The 16,124-nt window shown below is 57.4% G+C and carries 16 protein-coding genes; 8 read left to right on the top strand and 8 right to left on the bottom strand.

Annotated features, from left to right (window positions below):
- Positions 1-18: 18 nt before the first annotated feature.
- Together QQM41_RS01755 and QQM41_RS01760 are read right to left on the bottom strand one after the other, a co-directional pair.
- Positions 19-2,304 (bottom strand): RNA degradosome polyphosphate kinase, encoded by a 2,286-nt coding sequence (locus tag QQM41_RS01755; protein ID WP_339077545.1) that lies wholly within the window; start codon positions 2,302-2,304, stop codon positions 19-21.
- A gap of 161 nt (positions 2,305-2,465) precedes the next feature.
- Positions 2,466-3,233, bottom strand: a complete 768-nt coding sequence (locus QQM41_RS01760) for a chromosomal replication initiator protein DnaA (RefSeq protein WP_003625165.1) — start codon at positions 3,231-3,233, stop codon at positions 2,466-2,468.
- A 111-nt stretch (positions 3,234-3,344) separates the two neighbouring features.
- Between QQM41_RS01760 and purM the strand changes: the two genes are divergently transcribed.
- The 6 genes from purM to QQM41_RS01790 all read left to right on the top strand — a co-directional run bounded on the left by purM (position 3,345) and on the right by QQM41_RS01790 (position 10,172).
- Positions 3,345-4,427 (top strand): phosphoribosylformylglycinamidine cyclo-ligase, encoded by a 1,083-nt coding sequence (gene purM, locus QQM41_RS01765; RefSeq protein WP_339077546.1) that lies wholly within the window; start codon positions 3,345-3,347, stop codon positions 4,425-4,427.
- On the top strand, positions 4,424-5,047 hold the full coding sequence (purN, locus tag QQM41_RS01770) for a phosphoribosylglycinamide formyltransferase (protein ID WP_003628267.1): 624 nt from the start codon (positions 4,424-4,426) through the stop codon (positions 5,045-5,047). Before purM ends, purN begins: the two co-directional genes overlap by 4 nt.
- A gap of 45 nt (positions 5,048-5,092) precedes the next feature.
- Positions 5,093-6,415, top strand: a complete 1,323-nt coding sequence (locus QQM41_RS01775; protein ID WP_050819524.1) for an RsmB/NOP family class I SAM-dependent RNA methyltransferase — start codon at positions 5,093-5,095, stop codon at positions 6,413-6,415.
- A gap of 73 nt (positions 6,416-6,488) precedes the next feature.
- A complete protein-coding gene (gene rpe, locus QQM41_RS01780) occupies positions 6,489-7,166 on the top strand; it encodes a ribulose-phosphate 3-epimerase (RefSeq protein ID WP_050819523.1) in 678 nt (225 codons plus the stop codon).
- A gap of 99 nt (positions 7,167-7,265) precedes the next feature.
- Positions 7,266-9,053, top strand: a complete 1,788-nt coding sequence (locus QQM41_RS01785) for a heparinase II/III family protein (RefSeq protein ID WP_339077548.1) — start codon at positions 7,266-7,268, stop codon at positions 9,051-9,053.
- A 9-nt stretch (positions 9,054-9,062) separates the two neighbouring features.
- The gene (locus QQM41_RS01790; RefSeq protein ID WP_339077549.1) at positions 9,063-10,172 is read left to right on the top strand and encodes a glycosyltransferase family 4 protein; all 1,110 of its coding nucleotides are present in this window, start codon (positions 9,063-9,065) and stop codon (positions 10,170-10,172) included.
- Between the two features lie 26 nt (positions 10,173-10,198).
- Here QQM41_RS01790 and QQM41_RS01795 read toward each other — a convergent pair whose 3' ends face one another.
- The 6 genes from QQM41_RS01795 to QQM41_RS01820 all read right to left on the bottom strand — a co-directional run bounded on the left by QQM41_RS01795 (position 10,199) and on the right by QQM41_RS01820 (position 14,217).
- On the bottom strand, positions 10,199-10,717 hold the full coding sequence (locus tag QQM41_RS01795; protein WP_012812746.1) for a hypothetical protein: 519 nt from the start codon (positions 10,715-10,717) through the stop codon (positions 10,199-10,201).
- A 159-nt stretch (positions 10,718-10,876) separates the two neighbouring features.
- On the bottom strand, positions 10,877-11,551 hold the full coding sequence (dnaQ, locus tag QQM41_RS01800) for a DNA polymerase III subunit epsilon (RefSeq protein ID WP_050819520.1): 675 nt from the start codon (positions 11,549-11,551) through the stop codon (positions 10,877-10,879).
- The gene (coaE, locus tag QQM41_RS01805; RefSeq protein ID WP_339077550.1) at positions 11,548-12,135 is read right to left on the bottom strand and encodes a dephospho-CoA kinase; all 588 of its coding nucleotides are present in this window, start codon (positions 12,133-12,135) and stop codon (positions 11,548-11,550) included. The genes dnaQ and coaE overlap by 4 nt, the downstream gene beginning before the upstream one ends.
- A 16-nt stretch (positions 12,136-12,151) precedes the next feature.
- On the bottom strand, positions 12,152-13,018 hold the full coding sequence (locus QQM41_RS01810) for a shikimate dehydrogenase (protein ID WP_339077551.1): 867 nt from the start codon (positions 13,016-13,018) through the stop codon (positions 12,152-12,154).
- Complete coding sequence (locus QQM41_RS01815; RefSeq protein WP_339077552.1) at positions 13,015-13,794, bottom strand: N-formylglutamate amidohydrolase; 780 nt, start codon at positions 13,792-13,794, stop codon at positions 13,015-13,017. Before QQM41_RS01815 ends, QQM41_RS01810 begins: the two co-directional genes overlap by 4 nt.
- Positions 13,795-13,896: 102 nt before the next feature.
- Entirely contained in the window at positions 13,897-14,217 is a 321-nt protein-coding gene (locus QQM41_RS01820; protein WP_003625146.1) for a hypothetical protein, read from the bottom strand.
- A 239-nt stretch (positions 14,218-14,456) separates the two neighbouring features.
- Here QQM41_RS01820 and argH point away from each other — a divergent pair, with 239 nt between their 5' ends.
- Both argH and QQM41_RS01830 read left to right on the top strand, forming a co-directional pair.
- Positions 14,457-15,905 carry an argininosuccinate lyase gene (argH, locus tag QQM41_RS01825; protein WP_339077553.1) on the top strand — a complete coding sequence of 483 codons (1,449 nt, stop codon included), beginning with the start codon at positions 14,457-14,459 and terminating at the stop codon, positions 15,903-15,905.
- 3 nt (positions 15,906-15,908) lie between these two features.
- Positions 15,909-16,052: a hypothetical protein gene (locus tag QQM41_RS01830; RefSeq protein ID WP_019089984.1), complete on the top strand. Its 144-nt coding sequence runs from the start codon at positions 15,909-15,911 to the stop codon at positions 16,050-16,052.
- Positions 16,053-16,124: the final 72 nt, after the last annotated feature.

The following is a 16,124-nucleotide window of genomic DNA, read 5'->3' on the forward strand; positions in this document are numbered from 1 at the left end:
AGCTCATGATTTCAGACATCAATCTATCAGCAAGTCCTGTGAAGAGGTCAAAGATGCCGGGGCCCGGATGGGTGTGTCATGCGCGGCGGAGCCGCGTCCGGAAAGTGAAGGATGTGTCATAAACCATTCATGCGCGGAAAAAGGCCGGTTTCCGGGGTTTACGCGCCGCCATTCTCCATTCTGTTCCAGCATCCATGATTGTAGGGTATCGCGAATGTTGGGCACCATGATCTGGCCCAAAACCTGCGCGTGCACGGTGGGGTTGGTAATGGGCACCATGCTTTCCACACGCCAGTCCATGTTCCGCGTCATCCAGTCTGCCGAGGAAATAAAGACCTTGGCATAGCGCGATGGCAGGCGGTGTTCGTTCCCAAACACAAAAATGCGCGAATGTTCCAAAAAGCGCCCGACAATGGATTTAATGCGGATATTTTCTGAAAGCCCCGGCACTCCGGGCCGCAGGCAGCAGATGCCGCGGATAACACCTACAATCTTCACCCCAGCGCAGGAGGCTTTGTACAGGCAATCAATCAGTTCCGGGTCCACCAGCGCATTCATCTTCAACCAGATGCTGCCCGGTTTACCTGCCTTAACGTGATCAATTTCTTCCTGAATCAGTTCCTTCAACGTGCTGCGGATGGTGATGGGGGAAAAAGCAATTTTCTCCATCTGCGCAGGCATGGCGTAGCCTGTTACGTAATTGAACAGGCGTGCAGAATCCCGCGCCAATGCCGGATCACACGTAAAGAAGGAAAGATCTGTATAAATACGGGCGGTGATGGGGTGATAATTGCCCGTGCCAAAATGTGCGTAAGAGCGCACAAGCCCGCCTTCACGCCGCACCACAAGGCTGAGCTTGGCGTGGGTTTTTAAATCCGCAAAACCAAACACCACCTGCACGCCCGCAGCTTCCAGCGCGCGGGAAAGGCGAATATTGGCTTCCTCATCAAACCGGGCGCGCAATTCCACCATGGCTGTAACGGACTTGCCGGCTTCTGCCGCCTCAATCAGCGCTTTCACAATGGGTGAATCGCGCGAGGTGCGATACAGCGTCTGCTTAATGGCAATGACGTTAGGGTCCAGCGCGGCCTGCCGCAGGAACTGCACCACCACATCAAAGCTTTCAAACGGGTGATGCACCAGCAGGTCTTTGGCGCGAATGGCGGCAAAGCAATCGCCATTAAAATCCCGGATACGTTCGGGAAAGCGCGGGGTGTAGGGCGGGAACAGCAGATCCGGCCGATCATCCACAATCATCTGCTTCAGATCCACCACCCCGATCATGCCGGAATGCACGGCAATTTCATCGGGCGGCAAATCAAGGTCCGAGGCAATGGCTTCTGCCAGTTCCGTCGGTACCCGCTTTTCCATATCCAGATGGATCACCACACCACGGCGGCGGCGCTTCAATGCTGTTTCATAGGAGCGGACAAGGTCTTCTGCCTCGTCTTCAAATTCCACGTCGGTGTCACGCACCACGCGCAGCACGCCGCTTTCACCCACTTCCAGACCGTCAAACAAACGGTCAATAAACAGGGTGATCAGATCTTCCAAACGGAAGAAGCGCACCTTTGGCGGGGTTGCGGCATCCGTTGCCGGAGTGGGAGATGGCAGGCGAATAAAACGCTCTATCTGCGCAGGCAGCAGAATAAGGGCGTTCATGGCGAACAAGCCCGTATCTGCATAAAGCAGGCGCAAACCCAGTGCCAAACCCATATTGGGGATAAACGGCAGAGGATGTGCCGGGTCCACTGCAAGAGGTGTAAGAACCGGGAACACCCTGTCCATAAAGATTTTGGCCAGATGTTCCTTATCAGCATCCGTCAGCGCATCTGGCTCACACAGCTCTACGCCAGCTTCTGCCAGCAGGCCGCGCAGTTCTGTCCAGATTCGCTGCTGTTCACGCAACAGGCGGGCGCAGCGTTCACGCACAGCCTCAAGCTGTTGGGCTGGAGTACGGCCATCGGGTGAGAGTTTGGTCAGCCCCTCACGCACCTGCCCGACAAGCCCGGCCACACGGACGGAATAGAACTCATCCAGATTGCTGGCGCTGATAGATAAAAAGCGCAGGCGTTCCAGCAAGGGGTTGCGGGCGTTATCGGCCTCTTCCACCACACGCTGGTTGAAATCCAGCCAAGATAGCTCGCGGTTAATAAACCGTTCCGGCATTTCCAGAGTGATCTTCCGCTCTGCCGTTTTTCTGCTCTGGCGCGGTTGGCGGGTAGAAGGTTTTCTGGGCGCTGCTTTTCGGGCTGGTGAACGAGCTTTTACAGGGGCCTGCTCTTTTTTATCCTGCGCCGTCACGTTTCTTCCTTTCCTTGTGCTGCATCATGCGCCCCGTTTCCCGCCTTGGGGCAAGCAAAGCTTTACGCAAACACGGCTGGCGCGAAAAGTTCAGCTCATCATTCTGATGAATGATGTCATAAAACTGAAACATCACAACACGTCTGAAGCGAATATATTCATTATTCTTCCCGTGCCAGCAGACTTTCCAGCACATTCGCAGCCAAGGCGCGCGTAATGCGCCCGCCCGATTCTAATGCGGCCTGGTCCAGCATGGCCACACAATCGCGCACGGCACTTGCCCGGCGCGGCAGGCGGCGCAGCAGCCATTCTGTAACCTGTGCCCCCACCACAATCTGGCGTTCAGCCAACAGCCGCAGCAAAAGGCGGTGCAACAGCCCCTCCTCCGCCGGGCCTAACGGTACGGACGCGGTGGCCCGCAGACGGCTTGCCAGATCTGGCAGCACAACCGGCCAGCGGGCTGGTGGCCTGCGCGCTGCCATTAACAAGGCCACACGCCGTTCCCGCGCCAGATTGATAAGGTGCAGCAAATCCCGCTCATTGGGCACTTTATCGGCATTATCCAATGCAGCGGCACGAAACCCGCCATCCTCAAACAGCATTGCGGCTTCATGCGTGTTCAGGCGGCTGCCCTCCATAATGGGTGCGCCATAACGGCCCGCCCAAATGGAAAGAAGGTGCGTTTTGCCCGTGCCACTTTCCCCCCACAGGGCCATGCGGCCTTCTGGCCAACGCGCCGCGGCTTCTGCATCCAGCACCCATGCCCGTGCCGCCGCATTGGAGGGTGCTGCCACAAAGTCCGACCTTCCGAATCGGGGGCGATGCGCAAAGGGCAAGGCAATCTGTTCTGCCTCGTTGGCCTCATTTTGGCGCTTTTGCCCACCCGAAGGCGCGTTTAAGGGGCTTTTTGTTTCATCAATCCGTGTCATGCCGCTTTGCGCGCCGCTTCTCCTGCCGTAAAGACTGTCCTCGAGCGGGAATCCTAACCCACCCTGTCCCGCACATCGACCCTTATTCTCATTCGGACCAAGAGCACGCGCATGACGTCTTCACCTAGCACCCCTTCCTCCGGCCTCACTTACCGTGATTCCGGCGTGGACATTGAAGCAGGCGAAGCCCTTGTTGATGCCATTCGCCCGGCGGCCAAAGCCACAGACCGCCCCGGCACAATGGGGGGCCTTGGCGGATTTGGCGCACTGTTTGATCTGAAGGCCGCCGGCTTTAAAGACCCCGTGCTTGTTTCCTGCACAGATGGTGTAGGCACCAAGCTGACACTGGCTATTGATAATGACCTGCACGAAACCGTGGGCATTGATCTGGTAGCCATGTGTGTGAACGATCTAATCGTGCAGGGGGCTGAACCCCTGTTCTTTCTGGATTACTTCGCCACAGGCCGTCTGTCTGTTAACAGCGCAGCCAAGGTTGTGCGCGGTATTGCCACCGGGTGCGAACAGTCTGGCTGCGCCCTTGTAGGCGGTGAAACAGCAGAAATGCCCGGCATGTATGCCGATGGGCACTATGATCTGGCTGGTTTTTCCGTTGGTGCGGCAGAACGCGGCGCGCTTCTGCCCTCCGGCATTGCAGAAGGTGATACCCTTATTGCCCTGCCCTCCTCTGGCGTGCATTCCAATGGCTTCTCTTTGGTGCGGCGCATTGTGGCAGACGCCCATCTGGCATGGACAGACCCCGCAGCCTTTGCACCGGGCAAAACCCTTGGTGAAGCATTTTTAGAACCCACACGCCTGTATGTGCGCCCGGTTCTGGCTTTGCATAAAGCAGGCCTGCTGCATGGTGCAGCCCATATTACTGGCGGTGGCCTGCCCGGCAACCTGCCCCGCGTGCTGCCTGATGGTTTGGATGCCGTGATTGATCAGGAATGGCCTGTGGCACCTGTATTCAAATGGCTGGCCCGTACCGGCAATGTGGATACAGAAGAAATGCTGCGTGTGTTCAACTGCGGTATCGGCATGATCCTGATTACCCCAGAACCCGATGCCGTTCTGGCCCGCCTGCATGATATGGGTGAACCGGCTGTGCGCATTGGCCATATTGCCAAAGCAGCCTCCCCCACTGCCAAGCCTGATCTGAAAATGCAGGCCACGCCGGATTTTCGCGCAGCATGAGCGTTGAAAAAACACCCATTGCCATTTTGATCAGTGGCCGGGGCAGCAATGCCACGGCCTTGATCCGCGCGTGTGAAGATCCTTCATTTCCTGCCCGCATTTGCCTTGTTTTAAGCAACAACCCGGATGCACCGGGGCTGGAAATGGCTAAAAAAGCGGGCCTGCGCACGCTGGCCATCAACCATCGTGATTTTGGCAAAGACCGTGAAGCGCATGAACGTGCTGTACATGCAGCCCTGACAGAAGCTGGTGCTCAGGCTATCTGCCTTGCGGGTTATATGCGCCTGCTCACCCCATTTTTAACCGGCGCATGGGCTGGCCGGATGCTGAACATCCACCCCAGCCTGCTGCCTGTGTTCCCCGGCCTGCATACGCATGAACGTGCGCTGCAAGCGGGCGTGCGCGTGCATGGATGCACTGTGCATCTGGTAACAGAAGGCATGGATGAAGGGCCTATTCTGGGCCAGGCCGCTGTGCCTGTTCTGCCGGGTGATACCGCAGATACTCTTGGGGCCCGCGTTCTGCGGCAGGAACACCAGCTTTACCCGCAGGTGCTCCGCCATTTTCTGCTTCAACGCCCTGTTTCTGCTCCGGCAGAGTGCGCCCTGCTTGTTGGGTAAGGCGCTTTTTCTCTTTCTGTTTTCCTGAACGGTTCTGACAGTCTTATGAACACACCAGCACGCGCCCCCCGTTCCCCAAAACGTGGAAAAGGCCGCCCTGCCCCTCCGCAGCCTGATCCTACGCGCGATATCGCCTTTGATATTCTGTGCGGCGTGGTGGAACACCGGCGCATGCTGGAAAACAGCCTTTCCCGCTCTGCCGAGGCACATAAGGCCGAACCGAGAGACAGAGCCGCAGCACACCGTTTGGCCGCAGCCACGTTGCGCCACATGGGCACGCTGCGCACTGTGCTGGAACCGTTTTTACGCAAGGAACCGCCAGAACCCGTACGTGTGGCGCTGATGATTGGCTGTGCGCAGCTTCTGTTTTTAGAAACACCGCCGCATGCGGCTGTTGGCACCACTGTTTCCCTGCTGCGTCGGCGTAAGCTGGCCCCATTTGCCGGGCTGGCCAATGCCGTGCTGCGCAAGGTAGCGGCAGAAGGGCAAAACGTGCTGGAAGGGCTGGATCAGGCACGGTTGAACATTCCCGCATGGCTATGGAGTTCATGGAGCGTACTAGGCCGTGGCGTGCCCCGCGCCATAGCTGAAGGAATTAGCCATGAAGCCCCGCTGGATATTACCCTACGCCCCGGTGCCACAGCGCCAGAGGGGGGAAGTGTTCTACCCAACGGGTCTGTGCGTTATCCGGCAGGCACGCGCGTTGCTGATCTGGCTGGGTATGAAGAAGGCGCTTTTTGGGTTCAGGATGCAGCAGCCACTCTTCCTGCGCGCCTCTTGAACGTGAAGGAAGGTGAAAAAGTCGCAGATTTGTGCGCGGCGCCAGGCGGCAAAACCGCACAGCTTGCTGTCACCGGCGCGCAGGTTGCTGCTATTGAAAACAACCCCAACCGCATGGCGCGGCTAAAAGAAAATATGGCGCGCCTGGGCCTTGGCAATGTTGCTACCCTGCAAGCAGATGCTGGCACGTGGCAACCCGATGCCCCGCTTGATGCCATTTTGCTGGATGCCCCTTGCTCCGCCACAGGCACGGCACGCCGCCACCCGGATGTTTTATGGGTAAAACGCCCGCGTGATTTAACAACACTCACCGCCGGGCAAGACCGTTTGCTGGAAGCCGCCAAAAACATGCTGCGCCCCGGTGGCCGGCTGGTTTACGCCGTGTGCTCCTTGCAGCAGGAAGAAGGGCCAGACCGCGCCCGCGCCGCAGAAGCCATGGGGCTGGTGCCAGATCCGTTTACGCCAGAAGAACTAGCCTTTCTGCCAGAAGCCAGAACCCCCGAAGGCTGGCTGCGCACCCACCCCGGAATGTGGGCAGACAAAGGCAGCATGGATGGATTTTTTGCCGCGCGCTTTATTCGCCCATAACATTTGCAAAACTGTTTGAAAAAAGACCAAACATACGGTTGCGCACAAGCGTAGGATTGCCGATAAACAGGGGATGCGCCCTGTATCTTATCCCCTTATCGCCCCAAGTGTTCTCGCTGCCGATTTTACACGGTTGGGAGAGGAAGTTTCAGCACTCAAACAGGCTGGGGCAGACTGGGTGCATCTGGATGTCATGGATGGGCATTTTGTGCCCAACATTTCGTTCGGCCCTGCTGTAGTGAAGGCGCTGCGCCCCTGCTCTGATCTACCATTTGATGTGCACCTGATGATTGCACCTGTGGACCCGTATCTGGAAGCCTTTGCTCAAGCCGGGGCAGACCAGATTTTAATTCACATTGAGGCCGGGCCGCATACCCACCGCTCCTTACAGCGCATTCGGGATTTAGGAGCCAAGCCGGGCGTTGTGCTGTGCCCCGCCACACCGCCCGAAGCCATTAGTGAAGTGCTGGATCTGGTGGATATTATTCTGGTGATGACCGTTAACCCCGGATTTGGGGGGCAGAAGTTCCTGTCCAGCCAGCTTCCCAAAATCCGGCGCATTCGGGATATGATCACCCAAAGCGGGCGCGATATCCGGCTGGCTGTGGATGGCGGTATAGACGCCACAACCGCCCCGCTGGCCATAGATGCTGGCGCCGATGTGCTCATTGCCGGAAGCGCCGTATATGGCAAAAAAGATTATGCCGCCGCTATTGCTGCCTTGCGCGCACATGTTGCTAAGCCAAAATAAAGCCACATCCGGCAAATAAGTCATTCCTTGCATGAATATTCTGCCATAACCCGATCACAACTTTTTCTACACCTGCCTTGATGGAGTTCTGAACTTCCAATGCCCCTGCGTCGCTGGACCCGCGGAGCCCGCCTTGCCTACGCCATGCGCAACCCATTGGGAGGGTTTGCCCGCGTGCCGGCAGCCCCTGCCGTTGCATTGCGGGATCTGTGGTCAGGAAACGCTGCTGGGGGTGAACAGCTTGTTCGCAACCAGACACTTTTTGAAGGCACCCAACGCCCTCTGATTGAAGGGGAATGGGATAACCCGCAATGGCCAGAAGCCTACCGCCGTTGGTTACAGGGTTTTACGTGGTTGCAGGATCTGCGTGAACTGGGGGCTGAATCTGCCCGCATCAAGGCCCGTACGCTGGTGGCCCAGTGGATGGAGCAAACCCCGGCAGAACGGCCTATTTCAGACCCATCCATAACGGGTGCGCGCTTGGCGGCTTGGCTGGGTTGTTACGAGTTTTTTGCTGCATCGGCAGATGATTCCTTCCGCCAGCAGCTTATGGCATCGCTCATTATGGAAGCCCGTTCCATCATGGCGCTCATGCCAGAGGAAGCCAAAGGCTGGCGTGCCCTTACCGCCCTTAAGGGGCTGCTGGCTGTTGCGGTTTCCCTGCCTGATTATCCAGAATTTCTAACCCGTTATCTGCGCCTGATTGATAGCACCATCAGCCAACAGATTTTGCCCGATGGCGGCCACATTACCCGCTGCCCGGAAGACCTGTTGCAGTGCGTGCGCGAGCTGGCTGAAATGCTGTATATTCTACAGGTTGCCCGCGTGCCTTTGCCCACCAGCGTGTTGGATGCTGCCAACCGCAGCGCCCCAGCCCTGCGCGCCATGCGGCATGGAGATGGTGGGCTGGCCCTGTTTAATGGCAGTTGTGAACAAAACCCTCAGTTTATCGAACACGTGCTGAGCCGCGCCTCCCGCACCCGCGTTGTGGCGGCTGGCCTGCCAGAATCTGGCTTTGCACGCCTTAATAACGGCCGCGCCTTGCTGATTGCCGATGCTGCCTCTGCCGCCCCTGCGGGTTATGATGGCAGCGCACATGCGGGCATGTTGTCCTTTGAATTTTCATCCGGCAGGCAACGGCTGATTGTAAATTGCGGCAGCAGTATCCAGCGCGGTTGGGCAGAAGCCTTGCGTTACCCGGCTGCACATTCTGTTCTGGAACTGGCAGACCTTACCCCCATGCGGTTTGATGCCAATGGCGGTATTTCTCAAAAACCACAGGTTACACGCCAAACATCCGTGCAGGATGGTGTGCATTGCCTGAGCATGACGCATGATGGCTACAAGCCCCAAGGCGGTGGCCTGTATTCTCGTAAGATTTATCTGGATAAAGACGGCACGGTTCTGCAAGGCATTGAAAAGCTGGAAGATGTGAGTATTCCGGTGCCGCTTTGCATCCGCTTCCATCTGCATCCTGATGTCAGCATTGAGCAGGAAGAAGATGGCTACCTGCTGCACACGCCGGAAGAAACATGGTTCTTCTGGTCTGACGCGCATATTGAAATAGAAGAAAGCGTTTATCTGGGGCAGGGAAAATGCGAGGCCACGCGGCAATTCGTGCTTACCCCTGCACAACCCGATCAGAACGATGAAGATGCACACTCTTCTCCCGAAAGTGAACCGGAAGAAGACGCCGAATTCGCCACGCCCCCCGATATGCCGGAAGAACAGATGCCCGTAGTGCCAGAAGTTGGTTCTGGCCTGTTGGCTGATCCTTCTACCCCTGAGGCGCACGGGTTGGAAAACACCTTGCTGCCACCCCCGCCTGTGCCGCAGGCCCCAAGCAAACCACCTATCCGCTGGTCGCTTTCCCTCAAGAACGCGTAATGGGCTGACGTGAAAATTCTGGAAATTACAAACGTCGATTTTTCACTCACCCATTTTCTACTGCCCCTCATGCGGGAGTTACGGGCAGAAGGGCATGAAGTCATAGGCGTTTGTGCAGATGGCCCTTTGCTTCAACACCCCAGAAGCGAGGGGTTTCGGGTTGAAACACTGCCCTTTGCGCGTTCATTTTCCATACCCGCGCAGCTACGAGCCTTTTGGGCGCTTGTGCGGCTTATAAAAAAAGAAAAGCCGGATCTGGTGCACGCACATATGCCCATTAGCGGCATTCTGGCGCGTGCGGCGGCCAAGTTGTGCGGCGTGCCGCGCATTGCCTATACGTGCCACGGCTTTTTGTTCAACCAGCCCGGCTCCCGCCTACGGCGCGGATTGGCATTGGTGCTGGAAGTTTTGTGTGGGCGCATAACCAATGTGTACCTGACCGTCAGCCGTGAAGAAGCGCAGGATGCCAAACGCCTGCACATTCACCCCCACCCGGTTGCTATTGGCAATGGGCGAGACCCGGCCCGCTTTCACCCAGATGCGCAAGCCAGAACCCGTATCCGCACAGAACTGGGCACACCTGCGCAAACACCGGTCATTATTGTTGTCTCTCGTCTTGTGCGCCACAAAGGGTATCCAGAACTCTTGGCCGCCATGGAGCAGGTGCCAGATGCAGAATTATGGATTGTGGGGGAAAGGCTGGCATCGGACCACGGTGCCAATATGGGGGAATACCTCGCCAAAGCACGCGCAACACTTGGCCCACGGCTAAAATGCCTTGGTTATCGGGCAGATATTCCGGCCTTACTGGCAGCAGCAGACATTTTTGTGTTGCCCAGCCATTTTGAGGGCCTGCCCATGTCTATTATCGAAGCCATGCTATGCGGGCTGCCTGTTGTGGCCACCAATATTCGGGGCTCGCGCGAGCAGGTTGTGCCGCATGAAACAGGGCTGCTTGTGCCACCCGGCACCACGGCAGAACTGGCAGAAGCCCTTACAACGCTGGTGCAGAACCCAAGCTTGCGCCAGCACATGGGCGCTGCCGGGCTAAAACGCGCCTTGCGCCTGTTTGATGAAAAAACAATTCTACAAACCACCACGCGCCTGCTGACCCACTAAAACCAGCAAGCGCGGGAGTAATGTATTTAGTGGGCTGATTTCTGATCAACCGGTGCGGTTGCAACAGGGGTGCCGACCTTATTCAGCAAATGAATTGTCAGGCGGGAAGGCGATGCCGCAATACGCCCACCTGAGCGACATTCATCTAGCCGGATGCGCACGCCATCATTATTTTCCATCAGCAGGCCGCCAACGCCACGGCCAACTGTGGCCTCACCAGAAAGTGCCCAGAAGGTACCTTCAAAATCTTCAATACGCTGAAGGTTGTACACCTTGCCCACACTGTGGCCAGAGGAATACCCAACAGCAATGGCGGAAGCCCCCTTGATTTCGAACGGATACTGGCGGCCGCCATATGTCAGCACACCCCGGCCCCATGTATATCCTACGCCCAGATCCGCCGAACGCGTATTAAATGTAACTGTTGCCGTAACCGGACCGAGCATGGTTTCTGCGCCCGCAGGCATGAACCATGCTCCGCACAGCGCCAAGGCAGCAGCAAAATGGCGGGATGCAGAACGCATCAAAGGGCTCCCCGAATTCATTGAAACAACTTACCTTTTCCGTTGCGTGAAAAGCGGTGGAAACGGCTGACAAAACATTTTTGTACATTTCGTCACGTTTTATAGAATCAAGGATGGCATACCCACCCGCCCCTGCAAAGCCCTTTTCGCAAGAATTGACGACACGGTTTGAATGTGCGGTCAGAGCTCCCAGACAGGCTCTTTCAAACCCGCAACAAATGCCGCATGCGCTGCCAGTTCTTCTGCCGTTGGCTGCACACGCACAACCTTGCGGTTCACGGGGCCTTCATACATGACAGAAGGCAGTTGCCCATCTTCCGCCATCAACCCCAGCCCATGCTGGCGGCCGCCCATAAGTTCCACATACACATCGGCCAGCAATTTGCAGTCCAGCAGCGCGTTATGGGTGGTTCGGGCAGAAAGATCTACGCCAAAGCGGCGGCACAAGGCATCCAAACTGTTGGGCATGCCGGGAAAGCGCTCACGCGCCATATCCAGCGTATCCACCATACGGTCCAGATCCAGCGTTTTTTTGCCTGCGCGTTTGAGCTCCGCATTCATAAAGCCAAAGTCAAACCGGGCATTGTGCGCAATAAGTGGGTCATCCCCCACAAAGGCCAGAAAATCATCCGCAATTTCGGCAAATTTGGGTTTGCCTTCCAGATCCGCCTGCGTGAAGCCATGCACACGGGATGCTTCCTCCGGCACATCGCGCTCAGGGTCTATCAGCGTGTGAAAGCTCCGCCCGGTTGGCAGGTCTCCCACCAGTTCCAAAGCTGCAATTTCAATCACCCTGTCACCCGTTGCCGGGTCCAGCCCCGTGGTTTCCGTATCAAACAGAATGGATCTTTTCATGCCCTCAGGCTCCTGATGAACTGGCGCACCTGCCGCTCTGTTTCTCGCATACTGCCGCCGGTGCGGATAACCTTGCCAGCCTGGCGCACGCGTTGGGCATCTGGCATTTGCCGAGCCATCAGCTTGCGTGCCTCGGCCGGTGGCATGCCCCGCCTTTTGGCCACGCGCCGCGCCTGCACCCAATGTGGGGCGGATACCACCAGCACATTATCACATTCACGCTGGGCGCCTGTTTCATACAGCAACGGAATATCCAGCACCACACAGCGCGCGCCCTGCAAGCGTTGCGTGCGTAAAAACCGTGTGCGCGCAGCCCGCACCATGGGGTGGATAATGTGTTCCAGTTTTTTCAGCAACGCCGGTTGTTTTATCACAGCTTGCCGCAATACGGCTCTATCCAAATGCCCATTTTGCACGGCTTGCGGCACCAGTTGGGCTATGGCAGGCAAAGCGGCCCCATGATCTGCCTGCAGGCGGCGCACTTCGGCATCGGCATCAAACACCGGTAAGCCTGCACGCTGCAACAATGTGGCCACGGTGCTTTTGCCCATGCCCATACCGCCGGTAAGGCCCAGAATTTTCATGCCCTTGCTGTAGCCCTTAGAAACTTTCCTGCACAAAAGCTTCCGTGGCGGCATCCACTTCCGGGTTCACGCCATACCATTTCTCAAAACCCAGCCGTGCCTGATGCAACAACATGCCAAGCCCGCCCAAAGTACGCAGACCAGCAGACTGAGCCTCGGCCAACAAAGGTGTTACGCGGGGCACATATACAATATCTGCCACCACCAGTTCCTTGGCTGCATGCGCCAAGGAAGGCCGAAACGCAGCATCTGGGCCACCTTCCATCCCCAAAGACGTGGTGTTGACCAGTAAGCTAAACGCGCCAAGGCGTTCTTCCCACGCATTCCATGGCACCACATCCAGCCCCGGCAGGGCTTTTGCCAGCTCTTCCGCCCGCCCTTGGGTGCGGTTGGTTACGGCAACACGCAGGCCACAATCCTGCAAGGCGGCAGCCACGGATTGTGCGGCACCGCCCGCACCCAGTAGCAGAGCCTGCGCCTGTTTTGGCGGGTTTAAGCCTGCGGCTTCCATGCTGGCTACAAACCCTGCGCCATCGGTTGAGTAGCCGTGAATTTTGCCGTCATCTTCAAACACAAGCGTGTTCACGGCCCCTGCGCGCTGGGCGGAATGGTCCAGCACATCGGCAATTTTAAAGGCGGCTTCCTTGTGTGGAATGGTTACATTCGCGCCCCGAAAACCCGCTGCCTGCAGGCCCAGAACGGCCGCCACAAACGCATCTGGCTCAACCGGCAGCGGCACATAAGCGCCATCCACACCGTACCGCCGCAACCAGTAATTGTGCAGCACGGGGGAGCGCGAATGCGCAACGGGCCAACCCAGAACACCCGCCAGCTTGGCCTTGCCTGTAATAATCTGCGGCTTGGCTGTATCTGTGGCGGTCATGCGTTTTCTCCATACTGTTCACAAAACTGCTGCCATGCCTGTGGCAGCAAACGGGCCAAACGGTTTGCCCATTCGGTCTGCCCGGCATCATCGGCTATCAGATCCTGCCGGATTTCAATTTCAATATGTGGCAGTTCGCGCTGCTCACCATGCTGGGGAATAGTGTAGTCTGATGTATCTGTAAGGGCGTAGGGTTCGTTATCCCCCACCACCAAGCCATCCTTTTGCAAAAGAGCAATCATGATACGGGCCAGCCGGGAATCATGATTATGCAAAAGCCCGGCATGCCACGGGCGCCGTTTGCCGTGCATGAATGGCGTAAAACTGTGTAGCGCCACCACCACTGTCTGGCGACCAGCGGCCACATGGGCATCCAGTTCCTGCCGGATACGGGCGTGATAGGGGTGCAGAATTGTCTGCTCCCGCCATGCCCGATCCTGCGCCGAGATATTCTGGTTGCGCGGCACTGTTGTGCCATCGCTTACCTGCACGATGGAGGTTGGGTGGCCGGGGGCACGGTTACAATCTATCACCAAGCGGGAATAGACCTGCTCAATCAACACAGCGGGCAGCAGGTCAGCCAGTTTGCGGCCCACGCCATCTATGCCGATATCCCAGCCGATATGGCGCGCACGTTCGTGCGCACTTAGCCCCAGATCACCCAGTTCAGGCGGAATGGCACGGCCTGCATGGTCACTTACCAGCACAAAGGGGCCACCTTCATCCCGGCCATGCACCACAAAACTTTCTGCCATCAGCACCTGATCAACAGACATGCCTTTCCACCTCCTGCATCGCGCGGCATGGTGCGGAAAAAGCAGGGCAACGCCCCACCCTTTGCGCCATACCGCAGAACACTCCTGTTCGGGTTTGAAAACTTATTTGGCAGAAGATACCACAACAGCAGCCAGATCTGCCTGTGCACGCACCTGCCCTGCGTCTTCCCCCGTCAGGCCTTCTGCATCCAGCCCGCTATCATCCAGTTCGTACACCAGATAAGCCGGATCTGCGCCATCAAGCGATTCTTCGCCACCAACATCGTAGCTGCGGGCTGCCACATATTCCGGCCCACGCATTTTACCTTCCAGGCGCTCAACAGCCACAACGGGGCTTTCTGCGCGAATAACTTCCAAAAGCACATTCGGGCCGGGATCAATCACGGCAAAGGTTGTAAGCTTATGTGGTGTTGTCATGTTCATGAACTCCCTGAATTTCACTTGCTTTTAAGCAGAGAAATGCCGCCGGGCACAGCCCTTTCCCGCACAGCAGCGCACAGAACAGCCCCGCCGCAGGATCGGCCCTGCCACACCCTTTGCCAAAACCGGCATTTGCGCCCTAGGGCGCGCAACATTACTGTGGCATCTTTGCATCCGCGCCGCGGCAGTATAAGCCAACGCCTGAGCACATCTTACGCAGCAGGACGGAATTAGGGCCTAAAATGTCTCTGAACAGCCAGAACAGCACGGAAACGGAAAACCAGAAAAACGCCAATGTCCAGTGGGGCGGGCGGTTTGCCGGTGGCCCTTCTGAGATCATGCAGGCCATTAATGCCTCCATCGGCTTTGATAAGGTGATGTGGAAGCAGGATATTGCCGGCTCCCTCGCCCATGCCGCCATGCTGGCGCATGTGGGCATTATCTCCAAGGATGATGAAGCCACCATCCGCAAGGGGCTGACAGAAATCGGGCAGGAAATTGCGGCTGGCAACTTCCCCTTTTCCGAAGCGCTGGAAGATATTCACATGAATATCGAAGCCCGCCTGTCTGACCGGATTGGTGAGGCCGGAAAACGCCTGCACACCGCCCGCTCCCGCAATGATCAGGTTGCAACAGATTTCCGCCTGTGGGTGCGTGACGCCATTGATGGGCTGGACCAGCAGGTAGCCGCCCTTATGCGCTCCCTCGCCCGCCGGGCAGCAGAACACGCCGCCACCCCCATGCCGGGCTTTACCCATCTGCAAACCGCACAGCCCGTAACATTCGGCCACCACCTGATGGCGTATGTGGAAATGCTGGCGCGTGACCGGGGCCGTCTGGCAGATACACGCAAGCGCCTGAACGAATGCCCGCTGGGTTCTGCCGCACTGGCTGGCACATCCTTCCCCATTGATCGGAAGATGACTGCCGAACTGCTGCATTTTGACCGCCCCACCGCCAATTCTCTGGATTCTGTCTCCGACCGTGATTTCGCGCTGGAATATCTTTCTGCGCTGTCCATCATGGCCATGCATCTTTCCCGCATGGCGGAAGAAATTGTGATCTGGTGCTCTTCCCCCTTCTCCTTCATTCGCCTTTCTGATGCGTTCACCACCGGCTCTTCCATCATGCCGCAAAAGCGCAACCCGGATGCAGCAGAACTGGTGCGCGCCAAAACCGGCCGCATAACAGGCAGCCTTGTCAGCCTGCTGACGGTGATGAAGGGCCTGCCACTGGCCTACGCCAAGGATATGCAGGAAGATAAGGAACCCGTGTTTGAAGCCACGGATGCCGCAGCCCTCTCCCTTGCCGCATGTGATGGCATGGTGCGGGATATGACAGCCAACACCGCCCAGATGCGTGCACTGGCAGGTTCCGGCTATTCCACCGCTACCGATATTGCAGACTGGCTGGTGCGGGTGCTGAAAGTGCCTTTCCGCACTGCCCACCACGTAACTGGCCGCCTAGTGGCCAAAGCCGAAGAAAAAGGCGTGGGGCTGGCAGATCTGACATTGCAGGAAATGCAGGCAGAAGAACCCGGCATTACAGATGATATCTATTCGGTTCTCAGCGTAGATGCCTCCATTGCCTCACGCACCAGCGAAGGCGGCACCGCACCGGGCAACGTAAGCGCACAGGCACAGCGCTGGCTGAAAGCTCTGGGTGCAGAACCCACCACAGCGGGGCAGTAAACCATGAATTACCGCCTGATTTTTGGCCTTGCGCTGGCCACCATCTTGTTTCTGCCTTTGGCAGCCTGCGGCAAAAAGGGCACGCCACATCAGCCCGGCCCGCAAAATAAAATTACCTACCCGCGGATGTACCCACCGGATGAATAAGACCACAGTGCGCATTATATTGGTTTGATACTGCACCGCACTTCGTAACCAGCCATGCCGAGTTTTTCTTGG

This window comes from Acetobacter sp. AC2005 (assembly GCF_037901235.1).
Taxonomy (GTDB): Bacteria; Pseudomonadota; Alphaproteobacteria; order Acetobacterales; family Acetobacteraceae; genus Acetobacter; species Acetobacter oryzoeni.